This is a genomic window from Mycobacterium sp., from assembly GCF_035314665.1.
Lineage (GTDB): Bacteria > Actinomycetota > Actinomycetes > Mycobacteriales > Mycobacteriaceae > Mycobacterium.
Map to the genome: position 1 here is coordinate 1 of NZ_DATFZD010000100.1, position 21,970 is coordinate 21,970.

General features: G+C 66.0%; 22 protein-coding genes and 1 pseudogene. 14 read left to right on the forward strand and 9 right to left on the reverse strand.

Features of this window, described 5'->3' with window-relative positions:
• The 4 genes from VKI00_RS07470 to mptB all read right to left on the reverse strand — a co-directional run.
• The coding region (locus VKI00_RS07470) for a COX15/CtaA family protein (RefSeq protein WP_414687144.1) at nucleotides 1-857 on the reverse strand (857 nt) is incomplete at its 3' end.
• A 118-nt stretch (nucleotides 858-975) separates the two neighbouring features.
• The gene (locus VKI00_RS07475) at nucleotides 976-1,752 is read right to left on the reverse strand and encodes an ABC transporter permease (protein ID WP_324436360.1); all 777 of its coding nucleotides are present in this window, start codon (nucleotides 1,750-1,752) and stop codon (nucleotides 976-978) included.
• A complete protein-coding gene (locus VKI00_RS07480) occupies nucleotides 1,749-2,693 on the reverse strand; it encodes an ABC transporter ATP-binding protein (protein ID WP_324436362.1) in 945 nt (314 codons plus the stop codon). Before VKI00_RS07480 ends, VKI00_RS07475 begins: the two co-directional genes overlap by 4 nt.
• Nucleotides 2,690-4,396 carry a polyprenol phosphomannose-dependent alpha 1,6 mannosyltransferase MptB gene (gene mptB, locus VKI00_RS07485; RefSeq protein ID WP_324436364.1) on the reverse strand — a complete coding sequence of 569 codons (1,707 nt, stop codon included), beginning with the start codon at nucleotides 4,394-4,396 and terminating at the stop codon, nucleotides 2,690-2,692. The genes VKI00_RS07480 and mptB overlap by 4 nt, the downstream gene beginning before the upstream one ends.
• A 13-nt stretch (nucleotides 4,397-4,409) precedes the next feature.
• On the opposite strand from mptB, the gene VKI00_RS07490 reads away from it, so the two are divergent.
• The 8 genes from VKI00_RS07490 (at nucleotide 4,410) to zwf (ending at nucleotide 12,645) form a co-directional block, all read left to right on the forward strand.
• A complete protein-coding gene (locus tag VKI00_RS07490; RefSeq protein ID WP_324436418.1) occupies nucleotides 4,410-5,225 on the forward strand; it encodes a metalloregulator ArsR/SmtB family transcription factor in 816 nt (271 codons plus the stop codon).
• Nucleotides 5,222-6,667, forward strand: coding sequence for a Fe-S cluster assembly protein SufB (gene sufB / locus VKI00_RS07495; RefSeq protein ID WP_324436366.1), 1,446 nt, complete (start codon nucleotides 5,222-5,224; stop codon nucleotides 6,665-6,667). Before VKI00_RS07490 ends, sufB begins: the two co-directional genes overlap by 4 nt.
• Nucleotides 6,667-7,854 (forward strand): Fe-S cluster assembly protein SufD, encoded by a 1,188-nt coding sequence (sufD, locus tag VKI00_RS07500; protein ID WP_324436368.1) that lies wholly within the window; start codon nucleotides 6,667-6,669, stop codon nucleotides 7,852-7,854. Before sufB ends, sufD begins: the two co-directional genes overlap by 1 nt.
• Complete coding sequence (gene sufC, locus VKI00_RS07505) at nucleotides 7,854-8,627, forward strand: Fe-S cluster assembly ATPase SufC (RefSeq protein WP_324436369.1); 774 nt, start codon at nucleotides 7,854-7,856, stop codon at nucleotides 8,625-8,627. Before sufD ends, sufC begins: the two co-directional genes overlap by 1 nt.
• Nucleotides 8,628-8,629: 2 nt before the next feature.
• Nucleotides 8,630-9,895 (forward strand): cysteine desulfurase, encoded by a 1,266-nt coding sequence (locus tag VKI00_RS07510; RefSeq protein ID WP_324436420.1) that lies wholly within the window; start codon nucleotides 8,630-8,632, stop codon nucleotides 9,893-9,895.
• A 6-nt stretch (nucleotides 9,896-9,901) separates the two neighbouring features.
• The gene (sufU, locus tag VKI00_RS07515; RefSeq protein ID WP_324436370.1) at nucleotides 9,902-10,363 is read left to right on the forward strand and encodes a Fe-S cluster assembly sulfur transfer protein SufU; all 462 of its coding nucleotides are present in this window, start codon (nucleotides 9,902-9,904) and stop codon (nucleotides 10,361-10,363) included.
• Entirely contained in the window at nucleotides 10,360-10,707 is a 348-nt protein-coding gene (locus VKI00_RS07520) for a metal-sulfur cluster assembly factor (protein WP_324436371.1), read from the forward strand. Before sufU ends, VKI00_RS07520 begins: the two co-directional genes overlap by 4 nt.
• Before the next feature lie 462 nt (nucleotides 10,708-11,169).
• Nucleotides 11,170-12,645 carry a glucose-6-phosphate dehydrogenase gene (gene zwf / locus VKI00_RS07525; protein WP_414687142.1) on the forward strand — a complete coding sequence of 492 codons (1,476 nt, stop codon included), beginning with the start codon at nucleotides 11,170-11,172 and terminating at the stop codon, nucleotides 12,643-12,645.
• A 7-nt stretch (nucleotides 12,646-12,652) separates the two neighbouring features.
• Here the strand turns inward: zwf and VKI00_RS07530 are convergent, their stop codons facing one another.
• Nucleotides 12,653-13,138: a FadR/GntR family transcriptional regulator gene (locus VKI00_RS07530; RefSeq protein WP_324436422.1), complete on the reverse strand. Its 486-nt coding sequence runs from the start codon at nucleotides 13,136-13,138 to the stop codon at nucleotides 12,653-12,655.
• Nucleotides 13,139-13,146: 8 nt separating this feature from the next.
• Between VKI00_RS07530 and VKI00_RS07535 the strand changes: the two genes are divergently transcribed.
• Nucleotides 13,147-13,479: an acyl-CoA dehydrogenase family protein gene (locus tag VKI00_RS07535; protein ID WP_324436424.1), complete on the forward strand. Its 333-nt coding sequence runs from the start codon at nucleotides 13,147-13,149 to the stop codon at nucleotides 13,477-13,479.
• Between the two features lie 2 nt (nucleotides 13,480-13,481).
• On the opposite strand, the gene VKI00_RS07540 is transcribed toward VKI00_RS07535, so the two are convergent.
• From VKI00_RS07540 to VKI00_RS07550, 3 genes are all read right to left on the reverse strand, one after another.
• Complete coding sequence (locus tag VKI00_RS07540; protein ID WP_324436373.1) at nucleotides 13,482-14,252, reverse strand: DUF5666 domain-containing protein; 771 nt, start codon at nucleotides 14,250-14,252, stop codon at nucleotides 13,482-13,484.
• Nucleotides 14,253-14,399: 147 nt separating this feature from the next.
• Entirely contained in the window at nucleotides 14,400-16,229 is a 1,830-nt protein-coding gene (locus tag VKI00_RS07545) for an acyl-CoA dehydrogenase (protein WP_324436375.1), read from the reverse strand.
• 201 nt (nucleotides 16,230-16,430) lie between these two features.
• Entirely contained in the window at nucleotides 16,431-17,177 is a 747-nt protein-coding gene (locus VKI00_RS07550) for a hypothetical protein (protein ID WP_324436377.1), read from the reverse strand.
• Between the two features lie 119 nt (nucleotides 17,178-17,296).
• Here VKI00_RS07550 and VKI00_RS07555 point away from each other — a divergent pair, with 119 nt between their 5' ends.
• The 5 genes and pseudogenes from VKI00_RS07555 (at nucleotide 17,297) to VKI00_RS07575 (ending at nucleotide 21,377) form a co-directional block, all read left to right on the forward strand.
• Nucleotides 17,297-18,109, forward strand: a complete 813-nt coding sequence (locus VKI00_RS07555) for an MBL fold metallo-hydrolase (protein ID WP_324436378.1) — start codon at nucleotides 17,297-17,299, stop codon at nucleotides 18,107-18,109.
• Between the two features lie 52 nt (nucleotides 18,110-18,161).
• The gene (trxA, locus tag VKI00_RS07560; protein ID WP_324436379.1) at nucleotides 18,162-18,524 is read left to right on the forward strand and encodes a thioredoxin; all 363 of its coding nucleotides are present in this window, start codon (nucleotides 18,162-18,164) and stop codon (nucleotides 18,522-18,524) included.
• Between the two features lie 7 nt (nucleotides 18,525-18,531).
• Nucleotides 18,532-19,365, forward strand: a pseudogene (locus VKI00_RS07565) (enoyl-CoA hydratase); the annotation flags it as partial.
• A gap of 77 nt (nucleotides 19,366-19,442) precedes the next feature.
• On the forward strand, nucleotides 19,443-21,071 hold the full coding sequence (locus tag VKI00_RS07570) for an ABC-F family ATP-binding cassette domain-containing protein (RefSeq protein ID WP_324436380.1): 1,629 nt from the start codon (nucleotides 19,443-19,445) through the stop codon (nucleotides 21,069-21,071).
• Between the two features lie 114 nt (nucleotides 21,072-21,185).
• A complete protein-coding gene (locus VKI00_RS07575; protein ID WP_324436382.1) occupies nucleotides 21,186-21,377 on the forward strand; it encodes a helix-turn-helix domain-containing protein in 192 nt (63 codons plus the stop codon).
• A 10-nt stretch (nucleotides 21,378-21,387) separates the two neighbouring features.
• On the opposite strand, the gene VKI00_RS07580 is transcribed toward VKI00_RS07575, so the two are convergent.
• Nucleotides 21,388-21,951 carry a helix-turn-helix domain-containing protein gene (locus VKI00_RS07580; RefSeq protein ID WP_324436385.1) on the reverse strand — a complete coding sequence of 188 codons (564 nt, stop codon included), beginning with the start codon at nucleotides 21,949-21,951 and terminating at the stop codon, nucleotides 21,388-21,390.
• Between the last annotated feature and the right edge of the window lie 19 nt (nucleotides 21,952-21,970).

A 21,970-nucleotide genomic window follows, 5' to 3' on the forward strand; every position in this document is an offset into this window, starting at 1 on the left:
CCGGTGAAGAACTGCACAGTGCCGACCACCGCCTGGGCGAACACCAACAGCACCAGCACGCCCAGCCGCAACAGGATCGGGCGGGGCGCCCGCACCGCCAGGAGCCCGAAAGCCAGACCGAACAGCAGGCTGAGATAGGCCACCAGCAGCGACGAGTGCGCGTGCACCAAGGTGGTGATCTCGATCCGCAGCCGCGGCACCGTGCGGTTCGGGCTGGTGTCGCCGGCGTGCGGACCCGCGGCGGTGAGCAGGGTGCCGGCCACCAGCACCGCGGCCAGCGTCGTCGCGCTGAGCGCGGTGAGCCAGCGCAGCGGCGGGACCACCGTGGACGTCGTCTCGCCGACGTCGGGTTCGCCGATTTTGACGTAGAGCAGCACCGCCAGCCACACCATCGCCATCGATGTCAGCAGGTGAATCGCTACCGTCCACCAGAGCAAGCCGGTGAGCACGGTGATGCCGCCGATCACCGCCTGCAGCACGGTCGAGGCCGGCATCAACCAGGCGTAGACCAGCACCTCCGCCCGTCGGCGGGCTCGGGTGACCGCCAGCACCGCCAGGATCGCGGTGATGACGACGGCGAAAGTGATCATCCGGTTGCCGAATTCGACGGCCTGATGGATTCGGGGCACCTCGGCATGGGCCACCGGGGTGAAGCTGCCCGGAAAGCATTGCGGCCAGGTCGGACAACCCAGTCCCGATGCGGTGACGCGGACAATCGCACCGGTGACGGCGATACCGCCCTGGGTCAGGATGACCAACGCGGCGATGACGCGCTGCGTACGGAGGCTGGGGTCGGGCAGCAGATCCACCAGCCGCAAGAGCCACCGTCGGACAGCCATCGCCCGATCGTAGGGCAGCGAGAACTACGCCACGTAGTAGGGCGGTGTCAGTCATTCCTCCCGCGAGCGTCACCCCAGCGTGGCTAAGGACGTCGAGCGCCACGCTGGCGTGACGCTCGACGAGTGCTCACCGGTATCAGCTGAACCGGAACCATCGCAGCGCAGCCAGGGCGGCCAGCCCACCCCAGGCGGCCAGCACCGCCACGCCGAACCAGTCCACCCACATACTCATCGCCCGCGACAGGGCCTCGGTCAGCGCCCCGGCCGGGGTGAGCCGCGCCGCCCACTTGACCGGGGCAGCGATCATGTCGGTGTCCACGGTCAGCGCGCCGAGTCCGGCGAAGACGAACCACAGCAGGTTGGCTACCGCCAGCACGATCTCAGCGCGCAACGTGCCGCCCAGCAGCAGACCCAGCGCGGCGAAGCTTGCGGTGCCCAGCGCGATGATGGCCGCGCCCAACGCCAGGCCCGCCGGATGTGGCCGCCAGCCCAGCGCAAACCCGATGGCGCCCAAGATGATTGCCTGCAGGAACACGACCGTGACCACCGCCAGCGATTTACCGGCGATGATGCCCCAGACCGGAAGCGCGGTCGCGCCCAGCCGTTTGAGCGCGCCGTAGCGGCGGTCGAACGCGACCGCGATGGCCTGGCCGGTGAATGCGGTGGAGATCACCGCCAGCGCCATGATCGCCGGGACGAAAGTGGCGGCGCGGTCGGCGCCGAACGATCCGAGCGGCAGCAGCGTCAACCCGACCAGCAGCGTGATCGGAATGAACATGGTCAGCAGCAGTTGTTCGCCGTTGCGCAGCAGCAGCTTCAGCTCCAGTGCGAACTGCGCGGCCAGCATCCGAGGCACCGCGGCAGGTCGTGGATCCGGGTTGAAAGTACCTGCGGGAAAAGGTGATTCGCTCATGCCCGCAAGTCCCGGCCGGTCAGCTCCAAGAACACGTCTTCCAAGCTGCGCTGCTCCACTCGCATATCGGTGGCCAGCACGTCGATTTGGGCGCACCACGCCGTCACCGTGGCCAACACCTGCGGGTCCACCGGTCCTTCCACCAGGTACTCACCCGAGGCGACCTCGGAGGCCCGGTAGTCCTCCGGCAGCGCCGAGACCAGCAGCGACAGGTCCAGCCGCGGCGGCGCGCTGAACCGAAGCTGGTCCTTGGCGCCGCTGCGGGTCAGCTCAGTGGGGGTTCCGGCCGCGACCGTCACCCCTTGATCGATGATGACCAGCCGGTCGGCCAGTTCCTCGGCCTCCTTGAGTTGGTGCGTGGTCAGCACCACCGTCACGCCGTCGCGGCGCAGCGCGTCGATCAACTCCCACACCAATATTCGGGCTTGGGCGTCCATGCCCGCGGTGGGCTCGTCGAGGAACACCAGTTCGGGTCGGCCGACCAGCGCGCAAGCCAGCGCGAGCCGCTGCTGCTGCCCACCGGAGAGCCGTCGGTAGGTGGTTCGCGCGGCGTCGGTCAGGCCCAACGTGGTCAACAGCCACTGCGGGTCCAGGGGGTCGGCGGCGTAGGACGCCACCAGGTTCAGCATCTCGCCGGCCCGGGCCGCGGGGTAGCCGCCGCCGCCCTGCAACATCACACCGATGCGCGCTCGCAGCCGTGTATTGTCGGCGATCGGGTCCAGCCCCAGCACCTCGATGGTGCCCGAATCGGGCCGCACAAACCCCTCACACATCTCGACCGTCGTCGTCTTGCCGGCGCCGTTCGGGCCCAGCAGCGCCAACACCTCGGCGGCATGCACGTCGAGGTCGAGGTTGGCGACAGCCCTGGTAGCGGTCGCCCCGGAGCCGTACTGCTTGCACACCCCGCGCAACCGCACGGGGATGTCAGAGGCTTGGCTCACGAGGACTCAGCGTATGCGCCGGGCACCGGCGCGGGCTGCCGGGTCTCGCTGCTGGGCACCAGATCCGGCGTCGCGGTGCCGCCGGTCGGCTCGGTGCTCGGCAACGGCCGCCACGGCAAGCGGTGGTAGGTCGCCGCGATCAGCAGCGCCACGATGACGGTGCTGGCCACGGTCGCATCCACGATCTGGAACAGCGCGAACCGATCGCCGTTGGCGGTCGGGCCGAAGATGCCGACGACGATCGTCACGATGATTACCGCCTGACGGAAACCGGGGCGTGTCGCCCAGGCGGCCAGCGGGATGATGGCCCACAGCAGGTACCACGGCTGCACCACCGGAAACAGCAGCACCGTGCCGCCCAGGGCGACGCCGAGCCCGCCGACCGGGTGCAGCCGGCCGCGCAACACTGCGATCAGCAGCCAGCTCACCATCACCGCGATGATCAAGACGCCGATGCCACGGGTCAGCGACAGGATCGCGGTGGTGTGATCGCCGAGGCCCAGCAGGATCCCCACCTGCCCGGTGCCGAGGGCGATCAGTGTCGGCGGCGACATCCAACTGCGCACCACGTTCGCGGTGCCGAGCGTGTAAATCCAGCCGAAGCCGAGCCGGCTTGCCCAGCCGACCGCGGCCATCACCGCCAGCGCCAACGCGGCCATCAGCCCACCCGCGAGAAAGAACGCCCGCAGGTTGCCGCCCCAGCGCCAGGCGAGCGCCATCGCGACGAATCCCAACGCCAGCAACGACGGCAGCTTTATCTGCGAGGAGAGCGTGATCAGGATCGCGCCGGCCAGCAACATGGCCAGCGGCGCCCAGTCCGGCCAATGGGTCCGCAGGCCAGGCCATGGCCGTGGCATCAGCGGACGCGCGGAGTCGATTCCGCGGAGCGCGAACTCGGTGCCGGTGAGCATGAGCCCCAGCATCGGTGCCTCGTTGTGGATACCGGCTACCAGATGCATGATCAGCAGCGGGTTGGCCGCTCCCAACCACAAAGCGCTGACCTCGGCCACCCCGCAGCGGCGGGCCAGCCGCGGGGTCGCCCACACGATCAGGCCCACACCGAGCAGCACCACCAGCCGATGACAGAGCACCGCGGCGACGATGTTCTCGCCGGTCAACGCCGAGATTCCGCGGCCCATCCACAAGAACAGCGGCCCGTACGGCGCAGGAGTCTCCCGCCACAGGCTGGGCACCGACAACGTGAAGACGTGATCCAGGCCCAGCCCGGTCGCCGGGCCCACCCGGTAGGGGTCGAGCCCCAATCGGCAGATCTGGCTTTGCGCCAAATAGGAGTAGACGTCCTTGCTGTACATCGGCGGCGCGATCAGCAGCGGCAGTACCCACAGGAACAGCGTGCGGTCCAAATCGCCGCGGGACATCCGCCGTTGGCCCAGCGCGAAACGGCCCAGCATCAGCCAGGCCAGCGCCATCATCACCGCACCGGTGGTGGTCATCGTGAGCGACACCGTCTGGATCCGCGACGGCAGGTTGAGCAGCCGAACCCCGAACGTGGGGTCCTGCACCACCGGCCGGGCCCCGGCCCCCAGCGCGCCGATGCCCATCAGCACCGTGCCGGTAGCGCCGAACAACCGGGTGCGACGAACCGCGACCATCTCGGTGTCGTTGAGCGGCAGGCCTACGGCCACCTCGTCGCCGTGCAGGCGGGCAATCGACGAACTCAGCGTGTGGTGGCGGGCTGCCATCACAGCAGCGTAACTGCCGACCGGACCAGGCTTGCTGGACCCGGCGCCGGAATTGCGTCACACTGGTGTTGTGAAATTCCCGTCGAATGCGGCAGCAGCCGCAGCTTCGACCCACGACGGCCAGACCCGAAGCGCCGTCGTGCGGTTGCTGCTGGAGTCCGGGTCGATCACCGCCGGGCAGATCGGCGATCGGCTGGGCTTGTCCGCCGCCGGGGTGCGACGCCATCTGGACGCGCTGATCGACGCGGGTGAGGCGGAGTCGGTTCCCGCGGCGGCCTGGCAGCAAGAGGGACGGGGCCGACCGGCCAAGCGTTACCGGCTGACCGCGGGCGGCCGCGCCAAGCTGGACCACAGCTACGACGACCTGGCGTCCGCGGCCATGCGTCAACTCCGTGAAATTGGCGGTGAGGACGCGGTTCGCACCTTCGCCCGGCAGCGCATCGACGCGATCCTGTCCGGTGTCGATGCGGCCGATTCGGGCGCCGATGCCGATATCGAAGCCGCCGCCGAGCGGATCGCCGGCGCGCTGTCCCAGGCAGGCTACGTCGCGACCACCACACAGGTGCGCGGGCCGATCAACGGTGTGCAGATTTGTCAGCACCACTGCCCGGTGTCGCACGTCGCCGAGGAGTTCCCGGAGTTGTGCGAAACCGAGCAGCAGGCCATGGCGGAGGTGCTCGGCACCCACGTGCAGCGGCTTGCGACCATCGTCAACGGAGACTGCGCATGCACCACTCACGTGCCGCTGACTCCCACCGAGAAGCCGTCAACACTTCGACGCTCAGCCCGCGTCGAAGCCACCGCAAGCAAGCAAGGAGCGTCGTCATGACGACCACCCCCGAGGTTCAGAAGCTGGCCGAACCGCTCACCCAGGAAGAGGCCATCGCCTCGATGGGCCGGTACGGCTACGGCTGGGCCGACTCCGACATCGCGGGGGCCAGCGCACACCGCGGGCTGTCCGAAGCGGTGGTCCGTGACATCTCTGCGAAGAAAAACGAGCCGGACTGGATGCTGGAGACCCGGCTGAAGGCACTGCGCATCTTCGACCGCAAGCCGATGCCGAAGTGGGGTTCCAACCTCGAGGGCATCCACTTCGACAACATCAAGTATTTCGTGCGGTCCACCGAAAAGCAGGCCGCGACGTGGGACGACTTGCCGGAGGACATCCGCAACACCTACGACAAGCTGGGCATCCCGGAAGCCGAGAAGCAGCGCCTGGTGTCCGGTGTCGCCGCGCAGTACGAGTCAGAGGTGGTCTACCACCAGATCCGCGAAGACCTGGAAGCTCAGGGCGTCATATTCTTGGACACCGACACGGCGCTGCGCGAGCACCCAGAGATCTTCAAGCAGTACTTCGCCACGGTGATCCCGGCCGGGGACAACAAGTTCTCGGCGCTGAACACCGCGGTGTGGAGTGGCGGAAGCTTCATCTACGTCCCGCCTGGTGTGCACGTCGACATCCCGTTGCAGGCCTACTTCCGGATCAACACCGAGAACATGGGCCAGTTCGAGCGGACGCTGATCATCGTCGACGAGGGTGCTTACGTGCACTACGTCGAGGGCTGCACCGCGCCGATCTACAAGTCGGATTCGCTGCACTCGGCGGTGGTCGAGATCATCGTCAAGCCCGGTGGCCGTTGCCGTTACACGACGATCCAGAACTGGTCGAACAACGTCTACAACCTGGTCACCAAGCGGGCGCGCGCCGAGGCCGGCGCGACCATGGAGTGGGTCGACGGCAACATCGGATCCAAGGTGACCATGAAGTACCCGGCGGTCTGGATGACCGGCGAGCACGCCAAGGGTGAGGTGTTGTCGGTGGCGTTCGCCGGCGAGGGCCAGCACCAGGACACCGGCGCCAAGATGCTGCACCTGGCCCCGAACACGTCGAGCAACATCGTGTCCAAGTCGGTGGCGCGCGGCGGTGGGCGCGCGTCGTATCGCGGTCTGGTTCAGATCAACAAGGGTGCGCACGGATCCCGCTCCAGCGTGAAATGCGATGCGCTGCTGGTTGATACGATCAGCCGTAGCGACACGTATCCCTACGTCGACATCCGCGAGGATGACGTGACGATGGGCCACGAGGCGACGGTGTCCAAGGTCAGCGAAACCCAGCTGTTCTACCTGATGAGCCGCGGGCTGACCGAGGACGAGGCGATGGCGATGGTGGTGCGCGGCTTTGTCGAGCCGATCGCCAAGGAGCTGCCCATGGAGTATGCGCTGGAGCTCAACCGGCTGATCGAGCTGCAGATGGAAGGCGCGGTCGGGTAGTGACGAAATTCACTGAAGCGGTTGAGGGTTCGTCCCTCGCCGCTGTCAATAAGGGCGAGCAGTTCGCGTCCTTCGACGTCGATGCGTTCGAGGTCCCCGGTGGACGCGACGAGCTCTGGCGGTTCACCCCGCTGCGACGGCTGCGTGGCCTGCACGACGGCTCGGCGCCCGCGACCGGGAGCGCGCAGATCAGCGTCAGCGAACGGCCCGGGGTGCGAGTCGAAACCGTGCGGCGCGGCGACCAGCGGCTCGGCGACGGTGGTGTGCCCACCGACCGTGTTGCCGCGCAGGCATTTTCGTCGTTCAACTCGGCCACTGTCGTCACCATCGCCCGCGCCACGCAGGTCGCCGACCCGGTTGAGATTGCGATCACCGGCCCGGGCGAGGGTGCGGTGGCCTACGGGCATCTGCAGATCCGGGTGGAGGAGCTGGCCGAGGCTGTCGTCGTCATCGACCAGCGCGGCAGCGGAATCTACGCCGACAACCTCGAATTCGTGGTCGACGATGCTGCCCGGCTCACCGTGGTGTGGATCGCCGACTGGGCAGATGACACCGTGCATGTCAGCGCGCAGCACGCCCGGCTGGGCAAGGACGCGGTGCTGCGACACGTCGCCGTCACGCTCGGCGGCGACCTGGTGCGAATGTCGGCCACGGTGCGCTTTGCCGCGCCCGGCGGCGACGCGGAGCTGCTCGGTCTGTATTTCGCCGACGACGGTCAGCACCTCGAGTCGAGGCTGCTGGTCGACCATGCTCAACCCGATTGCAAATCCAACGCGCTGTACAAGGGTGCGCTGCAAGGGGATCCGAACTCGAATCGACCGGACGCGCACACCGTGTGGATCGGCGACGTGTTGATCCGGGCCGAGGCCACCGGCACGGACACCTTCGAGGTCAACCGGAACCTGGTGCTCACCGACGGCGCACGTGCCGACTCGGTGCCCAACCTGGAGATCGAGACCGGCGAAATCGTTGGCGCCGGACACGCCAGCGCCACCGGGCGATTCGACGACGAGCAATTGTTCTACCTGCGTTCCCGCGGCATCCCCGAAGATCAGGCGCGGCGACTGGTGGTGCGTGGTTTCTTCAACGAGATCATCGCCAAGATCGCAGTACCTCAGTTACGGGAGCGCCTGACCACGGCTATCGAGCACGAACTGGCCATCACAGAATCGAAAGCAACTGCCTAATGACCACTTTGGACATCAAAGACTTGCACGTCAGCGTCGAGAACCCATCGGATGGCGGCGAGATCGCCATTCTCAACGGCGTCAACTTGACGGTGAGCTCCGGCGAGACCCATGCGGTGATGGGGCCCAACGGCTCCGGTAAATCCACCCTGTCCTACGCGATCGCCGGGCACCCGAAATACCGTGTGACATCGGGATCCATCACGCTCGACGGCGAGAACGTTCTGGACATGAGCGTCGACGAACGCGCCCGCGCCGGCCTGTTTTTGGCCATGCAGTATCCCGTTGAGGTGCCGGGCGTGTCGATGTCGAACTTCCTGCGCTCGGCCGCAACCGCCGTGCGCGGTGAGGCACCCAAGCTGCGGCACTGGGTCAAAGAGGTCAAGGCCGCGATGGAGGACCTCGACATCGACCAGGCCTTCGGCGAACGCAGTGTCAACGAAGGCTTTTCCGGCGGCGAGAAGAAACGCCACGAGATCCTGCAGCTTGGCTTGCTGAAGCCGAAGATCGCCATCCTCGACGAGACCGACTCCGGCCTGGACGTCGACGCGTTGCGGGTGGTCAGCGAGGGCGTCAACCGCTATGCCGAGTCAGAGCACGGCGGTATCCTGCTGATCACGCACTACACCAGGATCCTGCGGTATATCCATCCGCAATTCGTGCACGTGTTCGTCGGCGGCCGGATCATCGAGTCGGGCGGCCCGGAGCTTGCCGACGAGCTCGAAGAGAACGGCTACGTCCGCTTCGCCCAGACGGCGGCATCGGGGGCTTGACCGTGGGCACTTCCGCCACCTCCCTGGACGTCGCCGCGATCCGCGCCGACTTCCCGATCCTCAAGCGCGTGATGCGGGGCGGAAATCAGTTGGCGTACCTGGATTCCGGAGCGACATCGCAGCGCCCGCTGCAAGTTCTCGACGCCGAACGCGAATTCCTGTTGACCTCCAACGGCGGGGTGCACCGCGGCGCGCACCAGCTGATGGAGGAGGCCACCGATGCCTACGAGCAGGGCCGCGCGGACATCGCCGCGTTTGTCGGCGCCCACGCCGATGAGCTGGTGTTCACCAAGAACGCCACCGAATCGCTCAACCTGGTGTCATACGTGTTTGGCGACAACCGCTTCGAGCATGCAGTCGGCCCCGGCGATGTCATCGTCATCACCGAGCTCGAGCACCACGCCAACCTGATCCCGTGGCAGGAGCTGGCCCGGCGCACCGGCGCCACGCTGCGCTGGTACGGCTTAACCTCTGAGGAAGGTGAAGCCGGTCGCATTGACCTGGACTCGCTGCAACTCGACGGTAATGTCAAAGTTGTTGCATTCAGCCATCATTCGAATGTCACCGGCGCGATGGCCCCGGTGGCCGAGTTGGTCGCTCGTGCCGAGGCGGTGGGCGCGTTGACGGTGCTGGACGCCTGCCAGTCGGTGCCGCACCAGCCGGTCGACTTCCAGGCACTCGGCGTCGACTTTGCCGCCTTCTCCGGACATAAGATGCTGGGCCCCAACGGGGTTGGTGTCCTCTACGGACGAGGTGAGCTGTTGTCGGCGATGCCGCCGTTCCTCACCGGCGGGTCGATGATCGAGACCGTGACCATGGAGGCCACCACCTACGCGGCGCCGCCGCAACGGTTCGAGGCCGGCACCCCGATGACCTCACAGGTGGTCGGGTTGGGTGCGGCCGCACGCTATCTCGGCGCCATCGGAATGGATGTCGTCGAAGCCCACGAACGCGAGTTGGTGGCCGCGGCGATCGAAGGCCTGTCGGGTATCGACGGTGTGCGGGTGATCGGTCCGACGTCAATGGAGAACCGCGGGTCTCCGGTGTCGTTCATCGTCGACGGCGTGCACGCCCACGATGTCGGCCAGGTCCTCGACGACGACGGGGTCGCCGTGCGGGTCGGCCATCACTGCGCGTTGCCGCTGCACCGCCGCTTCGGCCTCGCCGCCACCGCGCGCGCATCGTTCGCGGTCTACAACACGCACGAGGAAGTCGACCGGCTGGTCGCCGGCGTGCGGCATGCCCTCGATTTCTTCGGCGGAGCGTGAGTCGCAGTGCGCCTCGAACAGATCTACCAAGACGTGATCCTCGATCACTACAAGCACCCGCAGCACCGCGGGCTGCGCGAGCCGTTCGGCGCGCAGGTACACCACGTCAACCCGATATGCGGCGACGAGGTCACGCTGCGGGTGGCGTTGTCGGATGACGGCGAGCACATCGTCGACGTCTCCTACGACGGGCAGGGCTGTTCGATCAGCCAGGCGGCCACGTCGGTGCTGACCGAGCAGGTGATCGGTCAGAGCGTCGGGCAGGCGTTGAAGACGGTCACCGCATTCACCGAGATGGTGTCGTCGCGCGGAAATGTCACCGGCGACGAGGACGTTCTCGGTGACGGCATCGCGTTCGCCGGCGTCGCCAAGTATCCAGCGCGGGTCAAATGCGCACTGCTCGGCTGGATGGCGTTCAAGGATGCATTGGCCCAAGCCACTGACGACCTCGAGGAGGTAAAAGGATGAGTGAAGCTGCCGCCCCGGACAACGAGCTGCTCGGTGACATCGAGGAGGCGATGCGCGACGTCGTCGACCCCGAACTAGGCATCAACGTGGTCGACTTGGGACTCGTCTACGGCCTCAATCTCGAAGAAGCCGAGGAGGGCACCGTCGCGCTGATCGACATGACGTTGACGTCGCCGGCCTGCCCGCTGACCGACGTGATCGAAGACCAGTCGCGTAGCGCGCTGGTGGGCGCGGGTCTGGTCGATGAGTTGCGGATCAACTGGGTGTGGAATCCGCCGTGGGGCCCCGACAAGATCACCGACGACGGTCGGGATCAACTGCGCGCGCTGGGCTTTACCGTCTGACCTGGCGTGTTCGTCATACCGGGGCGAGATGCGCCGAATTTGGCGGCGATCGCCCGATGTCGGGGCCTTCACTGCATAAAAGTCGCGCGAGCCGCAACTTGCCGTCAGAATTGAACTCCTGGCGAACTTTGACAGAGAGGAGCGCCTTGTGGCGAAGAAACTGATGATGGTCGCGGCCTGCGCGGCTACCGTGCTGCTGGGGAGCGGGGTTGCCTATGCAGACCCGGCGCCGGGACCTGAGCCAAACGGGCCGAAGTGTTGGGTAACGAACGATGAGGGGCATCAGCAATTGACGCCCTGCGGCTGGGCGTACTCGGACCATTCGGGCTGGTATCAGGTTCCTTGGGGTTTCCAGGCCATGTGATGAGTCGTCGTCCGGTCTGAATGCGTCAGGGCGCTTCGGGCCGGCGACTTAGTGTTCATCTCTGCAACGTGTGAATCCGACCAGCCTTAGTTACGATCATGGTTGTGACGGACGCCCCAACAGCCCCGGGACCCAAGCAGCAGGCAACTGGCGCGGAGCCCCACGTGGTGGTGATGTTCGGCGCCACAGGCGATTTAGCACGCCGGAAGCTGCTGCCCGGCCTGATGCACCTTTCCTGTTCGAAGCTGGCTCCCGAGATCCGCATCATCGGCACGTCACTCGATGAGCTGGACACCGAGACCTTCCGCAAGCTGTCGGATAAGGCCTGTGGCGAGTTCCGCCACCACGCCGTTTCCGACGAGCTTGTGGATCAGTTCATCTCCAACCTGACCTTTGTGCCCACACAGGCCGGCCCGGAAGCCCTGGCAAGTGCCGTGGCCGAGCAGGTTGCGGCACTCGGTGGCGAGGCCCGTCTGCTGCATTACTTGAGTGTCCCGCCGGCGGCGGTGATGCCCGTCATGGACTCCCTGCACAAGGCGGATCTGGTGCGGGACTCGCGGGTCGTCATGGAGAAACCCTTCGGCGTCGATCTGGCCAGCGCACGCGCGCTGAACGCGGCGATTCACGAGGTCTTCGAAGAAGAGCAGATCTTCCGGATCGACCACTTCCTGGGCAAGGAGGCCGCGCAGAACATTCTCGCGTTCCGATTCGCAAACGGGTTGTTCGAGCCGATTTGGAATCGAAACTTCATCGACCACATCCAGATCGACGTCCCGGAGCGGCTCACGTGTGAGAACCGCGCCATGTTCTACGACGCCGTGGGGGCGTTCAAGGACATGGTGGTCACCCATTTGTTCCAAATTCTGGCGTTCGTCGCGATGGAACCTCCCACCCAGCTTGCTTCAGAGGCGATCAGCGACGAGAAGAACAAGGTATTCCGCTCGATGCGCCTGCTTGATCCCAGCGAGGTGGTGCGCGGACAATACCGGGGTTACCGCGACGAGCCCGGGGTGCCCGCGGAATCGGATACCGAAACGTTCGTCGCACTCAAATGCGAGATCGACAACTGGCGCTGGGCGGGTGTCCCGTTCTTTCTGCGCACCGGCAAGGGCATGGCAGAGGGGCAGCGCATCATCTCCATCGCATTCCACGAGCCGCCGAGGAGCATGTTTCCGCCCGGATCCGGTGTGGGACAAAAGGGTCCGGATCATCTGACTTTCGATCTCGCCGACGTGTCCAAGATGTCGCTGTCGTTCTACGGCAAGCGGCCAGGGCCCGGAATGAAGCTCGATAAGCTCAGCCTTCAGTTCACCATGGAAGATACCGGCCACGCCGGCGACGTGCTCGAGGCGTACGAACGTCTGATCCTTGACGCGATGCGCGGCGACCGGACGCTGTACAACACGGCAGAGGGCATAGAACGGCTCTGGGAGGTCTCGGCGCCGTTGCTCGAGGATCCGCCGCCGACGCGCAGCTACGACCTCGACTCATGGGGGCCCAACGCGGTCCATCCGTTGATCGCCCCGCGAGCGTGGCGGTTGCCGTTCGAACGCGGTTGGCGCGGCAAGAACTAACTGCGCATCACCGCCAGGGCAGGTCGCTGTTATCGCCGCGCCAGCGTGACGGCGGGATCATCGGCGCACCACGCAGTCCCGACGCTTCGACGTGGCGCAGCGCGGCTTCGAGGTGCTGGCGCATCCGATGTTCAGCCTTCTCGGGATCTTTCGCGGTGATGGCAGCGGCGATCGCGCGATGCGACTTCGCCGCTTCGGCCCGGTCGTATTGGGTGATGTCTTGTTCGGCGGCGGCCCACCGCACCGCCTGTTCGACCGCGGCCAGAACGGTAGTGAGGAGCGGGTTTCCGCTGGCCTGCACGAGTAGTTCGTGGAATTCGTGGTAGCCGGTGCCGTCGGCCGCGATGCCGCGCTCGGCGACCGCGGCGATCTGCTCGCGTTGTTGGGTGGTGGCGTGTTCGGCGACGTGGGCCGCCGCGGCGGGCTCGAGCATCTTCCGGAAAGCCAGCAGGTCTCCCCAGGTCGCTCCGGTGAGGGTGAATAACTGAACCAGCGAGGCCGATCGGCGCGCACCAAGGCGTCGCGCATCCGTTGGCCGAAGCCAAGATTGCGCTCGAGGCTGCCCGGCTGATGACCCGCCACGCCGCCGCCGGCTACGACTTGCGAGCCGACGCCGGCGAAGCGAGCAACATGGCCAAATTCCTGTCCGCCGATGCTGCCATCCGCTGCCTCGACCAAGCGATCGAGGTGCACGGCGGCAGTGGCTTTACCCGCGAAGTCGCCCTGGCCAACATGTACGAGTTCGTTCGGTTGTTCAAAACCGTGCCGATCACCCGCGAGATGATCCTCAACCACATCGCGCAGCACAGCCTCGGCTTGCCGAAATCGTATTGACCCTAGTGCTGGTGGTGTTTCCTGCCGACTTGCGGGCAGCTGCCGTTGTCGGCCTGCTGAACGCTGATGGCCGTAGCCTGCAGCGTGCCGCTGCCGTCCTTGGTGCCTCGCGCCGAGATGCACTTCCCTTGCGTCAGCGCCTGCCCGTCGGTGGCTGCCGACTTGGTGTACTTGGTCGTGTCGGTGACCGTCACGCTGGACGGTGAACTGCCGCCGTTGGCATCGGTGCCGTTCACCGTGATGGTGTTACCCGCGACGGAGGCAACCGTACCGCTTACCATGCGATGCTTTGCGGCTCCGCCCGAAGGTGGCGCGCCCGCAGGGTGTTTGGGTTCGGCGCACTGGCCGTTGACGGCCGGGCTGATGCGCACGAACTGCGCGGTGATCGCACCGCCGGTGTCCGCGCTGTCCCGGGTGGGGCGCACCGCAACGCAACTGCCGGCGGTGACGTCAGTCAGTTGAGCCGGGGTGATCTCGGTAATCTTTGTCGACGGCGTGAAGGCGACGGTGGCGTTTCCGGCCTGCTGGGTGACCTGGACCGCGTCGCCCGACACCGAAGCGATCATCCCGCTGACCCAGGCTTTGCCGTTCGGAGATGCTGACGGCGCCGACGAGGTCGCAGCGGAGCTCGTCGGACCAGCCGCCGTAGACGGCTGGGCCGTGTTTGACGTCGTGTGGGACGCACCGCACGCGGCGACGGAGAGCGCGGTCGCGCCGGTGAGCGTGAGGATTGCCAATCGGGTCACTCGAGCGGACGGGGAAGTGATGCGCATCCCAGACATCTAGGTCCTTCCAGATCGTCGGCCGCTGTGCGCAGGCCTGCTATGCGTCGAATCTCACGATTAGCGGCGGAGCTGAGTGCCGGCTGGCGGCCGATTATGAGCCAGCTGTGTATTCCGGCAGCCTGCGCGAATGCGCTGCTAGAACGCCGCTTCGGGAAGCCGCATGATGTCGTCGTCGATGGCGTCGATGACGCCGCGCAGCGCGGTGAGGTTCGGCAGCATGTTCTTGGCGAAGAATTGCGCGGTGGCGATTTTGCCTTGGTAGAACGCTTCGTCGTTGGTCGGCGCGGTGGCCAGGGCCGCCTGTGCGACGTCGGCTTGTGCCAATAGCCGCCAACCGATGAGCAGGTCGCCGACAGCGAGCAGGAATCGCACCGATGCCAGCCCGACTTTGTATATCTCCGTTGGGTTTTCCGCGGCGGCCATCAGGTATCCGGTCAGCGTGGCGGTCATCGCCCGCACGTCGTCGAGCGCGGTACGCAGCAGCTCGGCATGTTGCCGCAGCGTCTGGTCGCAGGTCTCGATGGTGTGGGTGATCTGCGACGCGACATGCTCGAGGGCTTGGCCTCGGTCGCGAATGATTTTGCGGAAGAAGAAATCCAGCGCCTGGATTGCGGTGGTGCCTTCGTAGAGTGAGTCGATCTTGGCGTCACGGATGTACTGCTCGATCGGGTAGTCGGTCAAAAAGCCCGACCCGCCCAGCGTCTGCAGCGACTCGGTCAAGATTTCGTAAGTCCGTTCCGAGCTGACTCCCTTGACGACCGGGAGCAGCAGATCGTTGACGCGATGCGCCGTCTCCGCGTCCGCACCTGAAACCTGTTGTGCGACAGAGTCATCCTGGTGTGCCGCGGCATACAGGTAGAGGGCTCGCAAACCTTCGGCATAGGCCTTCTGCGTGATCAGGCTGCGGCGCACATCGGGGTGGTGCAGGATTGTGACCCGCGACGCGGACTTGTCGGTCATCTGAGTCAGATCCGCGCCCTGCACCCGTTGCTTGGCGAATGCCAGCGCATTGAGATAGCCGGTGGACAGCGTGCCGGCGGCCTTGACGCCGACCGTCATGCGTGCGTGCTCGATGACGGTGAACATCTGCGCGATGCCGTTGTGCACGTCGCCGACCAGGTAGCCGACCGCGGGCAGTCCATGGGCACCGAAGGTCAGCTCGCAGGTCGGGGAGGCCTTCAAGCCCATCTTGTGTTCCAGCCCGGTGGCGAAAACCCCGTTGCGCGAACCGAGTTCGTAAGTCTCCGGGTCGAAGAGGTATTTCGGTACGTAGAACAGGCTCAGCCCCTTGGTGCCCGGACCGGCACCTTCGGGCCGGGCCAGCACGAGATGGAAGATGTTCTCGGCGGTATCGCCCACGTCGCCACCGGAGATGAAACGCTTGACACCCTCGATGTGCCAGCTGCCGTCCGGTTGCGCGATGGCCTTGGTCCGGCCCGCGCCGACATCGGAACCGGCGTCGGCTTCGGTCAACACCATGGTGGCGGCCCATCCTCGTTCCAGGGCCATCGTGGCCCACCGCTTCTGCTGTTCGTTGCCTTCGATGTAGAGCGCGTTGGCCATCGCCGGGCCCATGCTGTAGAAGAAGGCCGCAGCAGGGTTGGCGCAGTGCAGCATTTCGTTGATCGCCCACGTCACCGGGCCCGGTGCGGAGACGCCGCCGATCTCTTCGGCGAGACCGATGCGCCACCACTCGGCGTCCTTGACCGCCTGGACCGATTTGGCCAACTCGGCGGACACCGAGATGGTGTGACGTTCCGGCTCGAAAACCGGTGGGTTGCGGTCGGCGTCGGCGAAAGACTCGGCGATCGGGCCTTCGGCCAACCGGGCGACTTCATCGAGCATGGTGCGGACCGTATCGACGTCGAGATCGTGATAACGCCCTGAGCCGAGGACCGCCCCGAGATTCAAGACCTCGAACAGATTGAACTCAATGTCGCGCAGGTTAGCGATGTAGTGCCCCACCGGTTTTCCTCCCCTGTCGAACACCCAGCTGCATTTGGTCGCAGTGTGTCCGAGCCGGGAATGGGTACGCAACCGTAAGCTACGGCGACGAAGGCGTAACCTACGGCGACGCAACCGTAGGGTCCCAGGTCAGCGCCGCTGTGATTGCTGTCGCGTCGTTCTATGTCGTGCGAAAGCAACTGAACCAGTTGCGTCTTGGCCCTAATGGCGATGGTGCGGCCACGGGATGTGGAAATGGTGGTGCGGGCGACCCATCGGCGGGCACGGTTCGAGGTCGATGGTCGCCGCGTGCAGCACCCCGCCGTCCTTGGTGCCCTGCGCCGCCAAGCACTTACCGTTCTGGATCGCCTGAGCGTTGGTGACCGCGTGTTTGGTGTAGGTGGTCGTGTTGATGACGGTCACGGTGGTGTGTGTGGCCTTGCCGGTGGGATCGATGCTGTTGACGGCGATGGTGTTACCCGTGACCGAGTCGACGATGCCGCTGACGCCGAGACTTCCAGCCGGCCTTAGCGGCGGAGGGCACTTGCCGCCTTCAGACGGGCTGATCTCCACGGATTCCGCGGTGGCCGCACCGCCGAGCGGAGCGCTCTGCGCCGCGGGCTTGACGTCGACGCAACTACCGGGTTTCACGTCGGTCAGCGCAGCGGACGAGAGCTCGGTGACCATTGTCGCCGGTGTGAAGTCCACCGCGGCCGCCGTCCGATCCCGCTGCGTGAGTTGGATCCTGTTGTCAGAAACCGATCTGACCAGGCCCTCGACCTCGTCATGGCCGATAGGTGGTGCCGGCGGCGGCTTGGGCGGAGAAGTCGTTGAGCTCGCCGACGTGCTGGGTTTTCCGGTGTTTTCGTTGCTCGAATTGCCGCACGCGGCGAGCGACGCGGCGGTGGCGCCAGTGACTCCGAGGATCGCGAGCCGAGTCAATCGACGTCGATGCGTGGTGGCGGACATCAGGGTTCTCCGATCGAGCTGTTGTGCGGAGGGGTACCCGCTGCACGACCGGAGATCACGATCATTAGCTCAGCTCGTGAGCGGTCGTTTGCTGCGATCTGCAGAATTAGAGTTACGTCATGTTTTGGTTGTGCAGAACCTGCGGTGTCGAGCACACTACCGCGTCGGGCGTATGCGCGATTTGCGCCGACGAGCGGCAGTGGTTGCCGGCCGAAGGGCAGGGGTGGGCGACGCTGGAACAGCTGGCAGCCGAAGGGATGCGGTCGCAGGTCTCGGTCATCGAGGACGGACTCGTCGGGATCGGCAGTTCGCCGCCGTTCGGAATCGGACAGCTGGGAAAGCTGGTGTGCACCGATGCCGGCAACGTCTTGTGGGATCCCTCCGGCTTTGTCGACGACGACGCCGTTTCCGCGGTGGCAGAGCGTGGCCCGATCATCGCCATTGTGGCCAGCCATCCGCACATGTACGGCGCACAAGTCGAGTGGAGCCACCGCTTGGGCGGCGTCCCGGTCTACGTGAACGCCGCGGATGCCGAGTGGGTGATGCGTCCCGACCCGGTGATCGAGCAGTGGTCGGATACCTTGCGGCTGACTCCGTCGCTGTCCGTGATTCGCGTCGGCGGCCATTTCCCGGGCAGCGCGGTCGCCTGCTGGACCGAGGGCGCCGGCGGGCGCGGCGTGCTGCTGGCCGGCGACACCATCTTCCCCAACCCGGACCGCCGCACCGTTGCGTTCTTGCGCAGCATCCCGAACCGCCTTCCGCTGTCGGCTGCCGTGGTGCAGCGCATGGCCGGCACACTCGCGGCGCTGGACTTCGACCGCATCTATGGCCTGTTCACGAACACCATCGACACCGACGGCCACGCGGCGGTCCAGCGGTCGGCCGACCGCCACGCTGCCTGGGTCCGCGGCGACTACGACCACCTGACCTGAGACCAAACGGAAGCCGGGGAACACAGCGGCAGGTCACGGCGTTGAGCGAGTCGTGACTACCCAAGACCTCACTGCCGAGCAGTTCAACGACACCGTCAACGGCAATGACATCGTTCTCGTCGACTTCTGGGCATCCTGGTGCGGGCCATGCCGCCAGTTCGCGCCCACGTTCGCCGCATCCGCGGACAAGCACCCGGACATCGTGCACGCCAAGGTCGACACCGAAGCCGAACAGCAACTTGCCGCGGCCGCCCAGATCCGATCCATCCCGACGCTGATGGCGTTCAAAAAGGGCAAGCTGGTGTTCAACCAGCCCGGAGCCTTGCCGCCGGCCGCGCTGGAAGACCTGGTTCAGCAGATCAAAAACTTCGACATCGACGCGGCGATCGCGGCGCAGGAGGGCGACCAGGCCTGATCGCGTCGTCGTCAGGCGTTACCGTTCAACGGTGAGTTTGGTCCTCGTGGAATATCCGCGACCGCAGGTCGCGCTCATCACCCTCAACCGGCCGGAGCGGATGAACTCCATGGCCTTCGACGTCATGGTGCCGCTGAAGGCGGCTCTGGAAAAGGTCACCTACGACAACTCGGTGCGGGTGGTCGTGCTAACCGGGGCGGGCAGAGGTTTCTCCTCGGGCGCCGACCACAAGTCGGCCGGAGAGGTGCCGCACGTCGAAGGCCTGACCCGGCCCACCTATGCGCTGCGCTCCATGCAGATTCTCGACGACGTCATCCTGGCGCTGCGACGGATGCACCAACCGGTGATCGCCGCGGTCAACGGTGCAGCGATCGGTGGCGGGCTATGCCTGGCGCTCGCCGCCGACATCCGCGTCGCGTCCAGCGGAGCGTATTTCCGGGCCGCGGGCATCAATAACGGGCTGACCGCCAGCGAGCTGGGTCTTAGCTACCTGTTACCCCGGGCGATCGGGTCGTCGCGGGCGTTCGAGATCATGCTGACCGGTCGTGACATCGACGCCGAGGAAGCCGAGCGGATCGGGCTGGTGTCGAGCCAAGTGCCCGCCGATCAGCTGTTGGAGACGTGTTACACGATGGCCGAACGAATCGCGGCGTTCTCCCGGCCGGGAATCGAGTTGACCAAGCGCACACTGTGGAGTGGACTGGACGCCGCTAGCCTGGAAGGGCACATGCAGGCCGAAGGCCTGGGACAGCTCTTCGTTCGCCTGCTCACCAGCAACTTCGAAGAGGCTGTTGCCGCGCGCGCCGAGAAACGGCCGCCGGTGTTCACCGACGACAAGTAATACAGCAACGCCGTGCGGCGACGATGCAGGCCAGAATGGCCTGAGGAGAAGCCGGACAATTAGCAAGGAGAGTGACCGTGATCACGGCTACGGACCTCGAGGTCCGCGCTGGCGCGCGCACGCTGCTCTCCGCGGACGGCCCGGCGCTGCGGATACAGCCCGGTGACCGCATCGGGCTGGTCGGGCGCAACGGTGCCGGGAAAACCACCACCTTGCGCATCCTGGCGGGGGAGAGCGAGCCGTACGCCGGAACGGTGACCCGTACCGGCGAGATCGGTTATCTGCCGCAGGATCCCAAAGAGGGCGATCTCGACATGCTGGCCCGCGACCGGGTGCTGTCCGCGCGCGGACTCGACACGCTACTCACCGACCTGGAAAAGCAGCAGGCGCTGATGGCCGAGGTCGCCGACGACGCCGCTCGTGATCGTGCGATCCGCCGCTACGGCCAACTCGAGGAGCGCTTCGCCGCGCTGGGCGGCTACGGCGCCGAAAGTGAAGCGGGCCGGATAAGCGCGAGTCTCGGTTTGCCAGAACGCGTGCTGACTCAGCAGCTGCGCACGCTGTCCGGCGGCCAACGCCGCCGGGTGGAGTTGGCGCGAATTCTGTTCGCCGCCTCCGACACCGGTGCCGGGTCGGCCACGACCTTGCTGCTCGACGAGCCCACCAACCACCTCGACGCCGATTCGCTGGGCTGGCTGCGGGATTTTCTGCGGAACCACACCGGGGGTCTGGTCGTCATCAGCCACAACGTCGACTTGTTGGCCGACGTCGTCAATCGGGTCTGGTTCCTCGACGCGGTGCGCGGCGAAGCCGACGTCTACAACATGGGTTGGCAGAAGTATCTCGACGCCCGCGCCACCGATGAGCAGCGGCGCCGCCGGGAACGCGCCAACGCAGAGCGCAAGGCCACCGCGTTGCGTACCCAAGCTGCGAAGCTGGGCGCCAAGGCCACCAAAGCCGTTGCGGCCCAGAACATGTTGCGCCGTGCCGACCGAATGATGGCCGCGCTAGATGAAGAGCGGGCGGCCGACAAGGTAGCCCGGATCAAGTTCCCCAGCCCGGCGGCATGCGGGCGCACTCCGCTGGTGGCCACCGGCCTGACCAAGACGTACGGATCGCTGGAAGTGTTCACCGGCGTTGACCTCGCCATCGACCGCGGCTCCCGGGTGGTCGTGTTGGGACTCAACGGCGCGGGCAAGACGACACTGCTGCGGCTGTTGGCCGGTGTCGAGCAACCCGACGCCGGCGCGTTGGAACCCGGACACGGTTTGAAATTGGGGTATTTCGCACAGGAACACGACACCCTCGACGACACCGCGACGGTATGGCAGAACATCCGGCACGCCGCACCGGATTCCGGCGAGCAAGATCTGCGGGGTCTGCTCGGGGCGTTCATGTTCAGTGGTAGCCAGCTCGAGCAGTTGGCCGGCACGCTGTCCGGCGGGGAGAAGACTCGGCTGGCGCTCGCCGGTCTGGTGGCCTCGACCGCGAATGTGTTGCTGCTCGATGAGCCCACCAACAACCTCGATCCGGCTTCCCGCGAGCAGGTGCTGGATGCGCTGCGCAGCTACGCCGGAGCGGTGGTGCTGGTGACACACGACCCCGGTGCCGCCGAGGCTCTCGACCCGCAACGCGTCGTGCTGCTTCCCGACGGCACCGAAGACCATTGGTCCGACGAATACCGGGATCTGATCGAGCTGGCCTGACCGCCTCAGCGACTCGGCTCCACGGTGTGACAGGCGATTTCGTCAAATTGCCGCGCCGCCGACGTCGGCTTCTTACGCTGTGCTTTGGGGATCCTGTTCAGCGGGGAGGCGCCGATGAGGAAATCGAAGAAATCGCGCTCGCAGTTGCTGGTCGAACTGCGCAGTGCTTACGAGGGCGGGGCCAGCATTCGAACTCTGGTCGCGTCGACCGGCAGGTCGTACGGGTCGATCCACAGCATGCTGCGCGAATCGGGGACCACAATGCGCAGTCGTGGTGGGCCCAACCACCGCACGCGATCTCGGTAACGCGACCAACTCATCTCTGGCGTACCGAGCCTTCGACCAGATCGAGGACGGCGCTAAGACGTTGCGGGTCTTCACCTGAAGTCACCCGGGCGACTAGTCCGTCGAGAACCAGGTCCAGGTAGCACACCAACACGTCGCTGGGGATGTCGTCGCGCACCCGGCCGGCCTGCTTTTGCCGACGCAGCCGATCGATCGTTGCCGCCGTCAGCTCCGCCGAGCGCTCCGCCCACCCCTGACTGAACGCGGGGTCGTGACGCAGCTTCCGCGCGATCTCCAATCGCGTGGCGAGCCAGTCGAACTGGTCGGGCGCGTTGAGCAAGTCCCGCATCACCTGGATGAGGCCTTCGCGCGATGCGACGGCGGCCATCCGCTCGGCATCCTCGCGAGCCAGCTCGAAGAACAACGTGTCTTTGTCGCGGAAATGGTGGAAGATCGCTCCACGCGACAACCCGATGGCCTGTTCCAACCGGCGCACCGTCGCCTGGTCGTAGCCGTATTCGGCAAAGCAGCGACGGGCACCGTCGAGGATCTGACGGCGACGGGCCGCCAGATGGTCCTGGCTGACCTTAGGCACAGGTCCGCCGAGCTAGCTT

Bases quoted from the DNA above. Each gene is read 5' to 3' on its own strand.
- VKI00_RS07475 (WP_324436360.1), bottom strand. From the start codon at position 1,752: ATGAGCGAATCACCTTTTCCCGCAGGTACTTTCAACCCGGATCCACGA.
- mptB (WP_324436364.1), bottom strand. From the start codon at position 4,396: ATGGCAGCCCGCCACCACACGCTGAGTTCGTCGATTGCCCGCCTGCAC.
- sufB (WP_324436366.1), top strand. From the start codon at position 5,222: ATGACGACCACCCCCGAGGTTCAGAAGCTGGCCGAACCGCTCACCCAG.
- sufC (WP_324436369.1), top strand. From the start codon at position 7,854: ATGACCACTTTGGACATCAAAGACTTGCACGTCAGCGTCGAGAACCCA.
- VKI00_RS07520 (WP_324436371.1), top strand. From the start codon at position 10,360: ATGAGTGAAGCTGCCGCCCCGGACAACGAGCTGCTCGGTGACATCGAG.
- zwf (WP_414687142.1), top strand. From the start codon at position 11,170: ATGGTTGTGACGGACGCCCCAACAGCCCCGGGACCCAAGCAGCAGGCA.
- VKI00_RS07540 (WP_324436373.1), bottom strand. From the start codon at position 14,252: ATGCGCATCACTTCCCCGTCCGCTCGAGTGACCCGATTGGCAATCCTC.
- VKI00_RS07550 (WP_324436377.1), bottom strand. From the start codon at position 17,177: ATGTCCGCCACCACGCATCGACGTCGATTGACTCGGCTCGCGATCCTC.
- VKI00_RS07555 (WP_324436378.1), top strand. From the start codon at position 17,297: ATGTTTTGGTTGTGCAGAACCTGCGGTGTCGAGCACACTACCGCGTCG.
- VKI00_RS07575 (WP_324436382.1), top strand. From the start codon at position 21,186: ATGAGGAAATCGAAGAAATCGCGCTCGCAGTTGCTGGTCGAACTGCGC.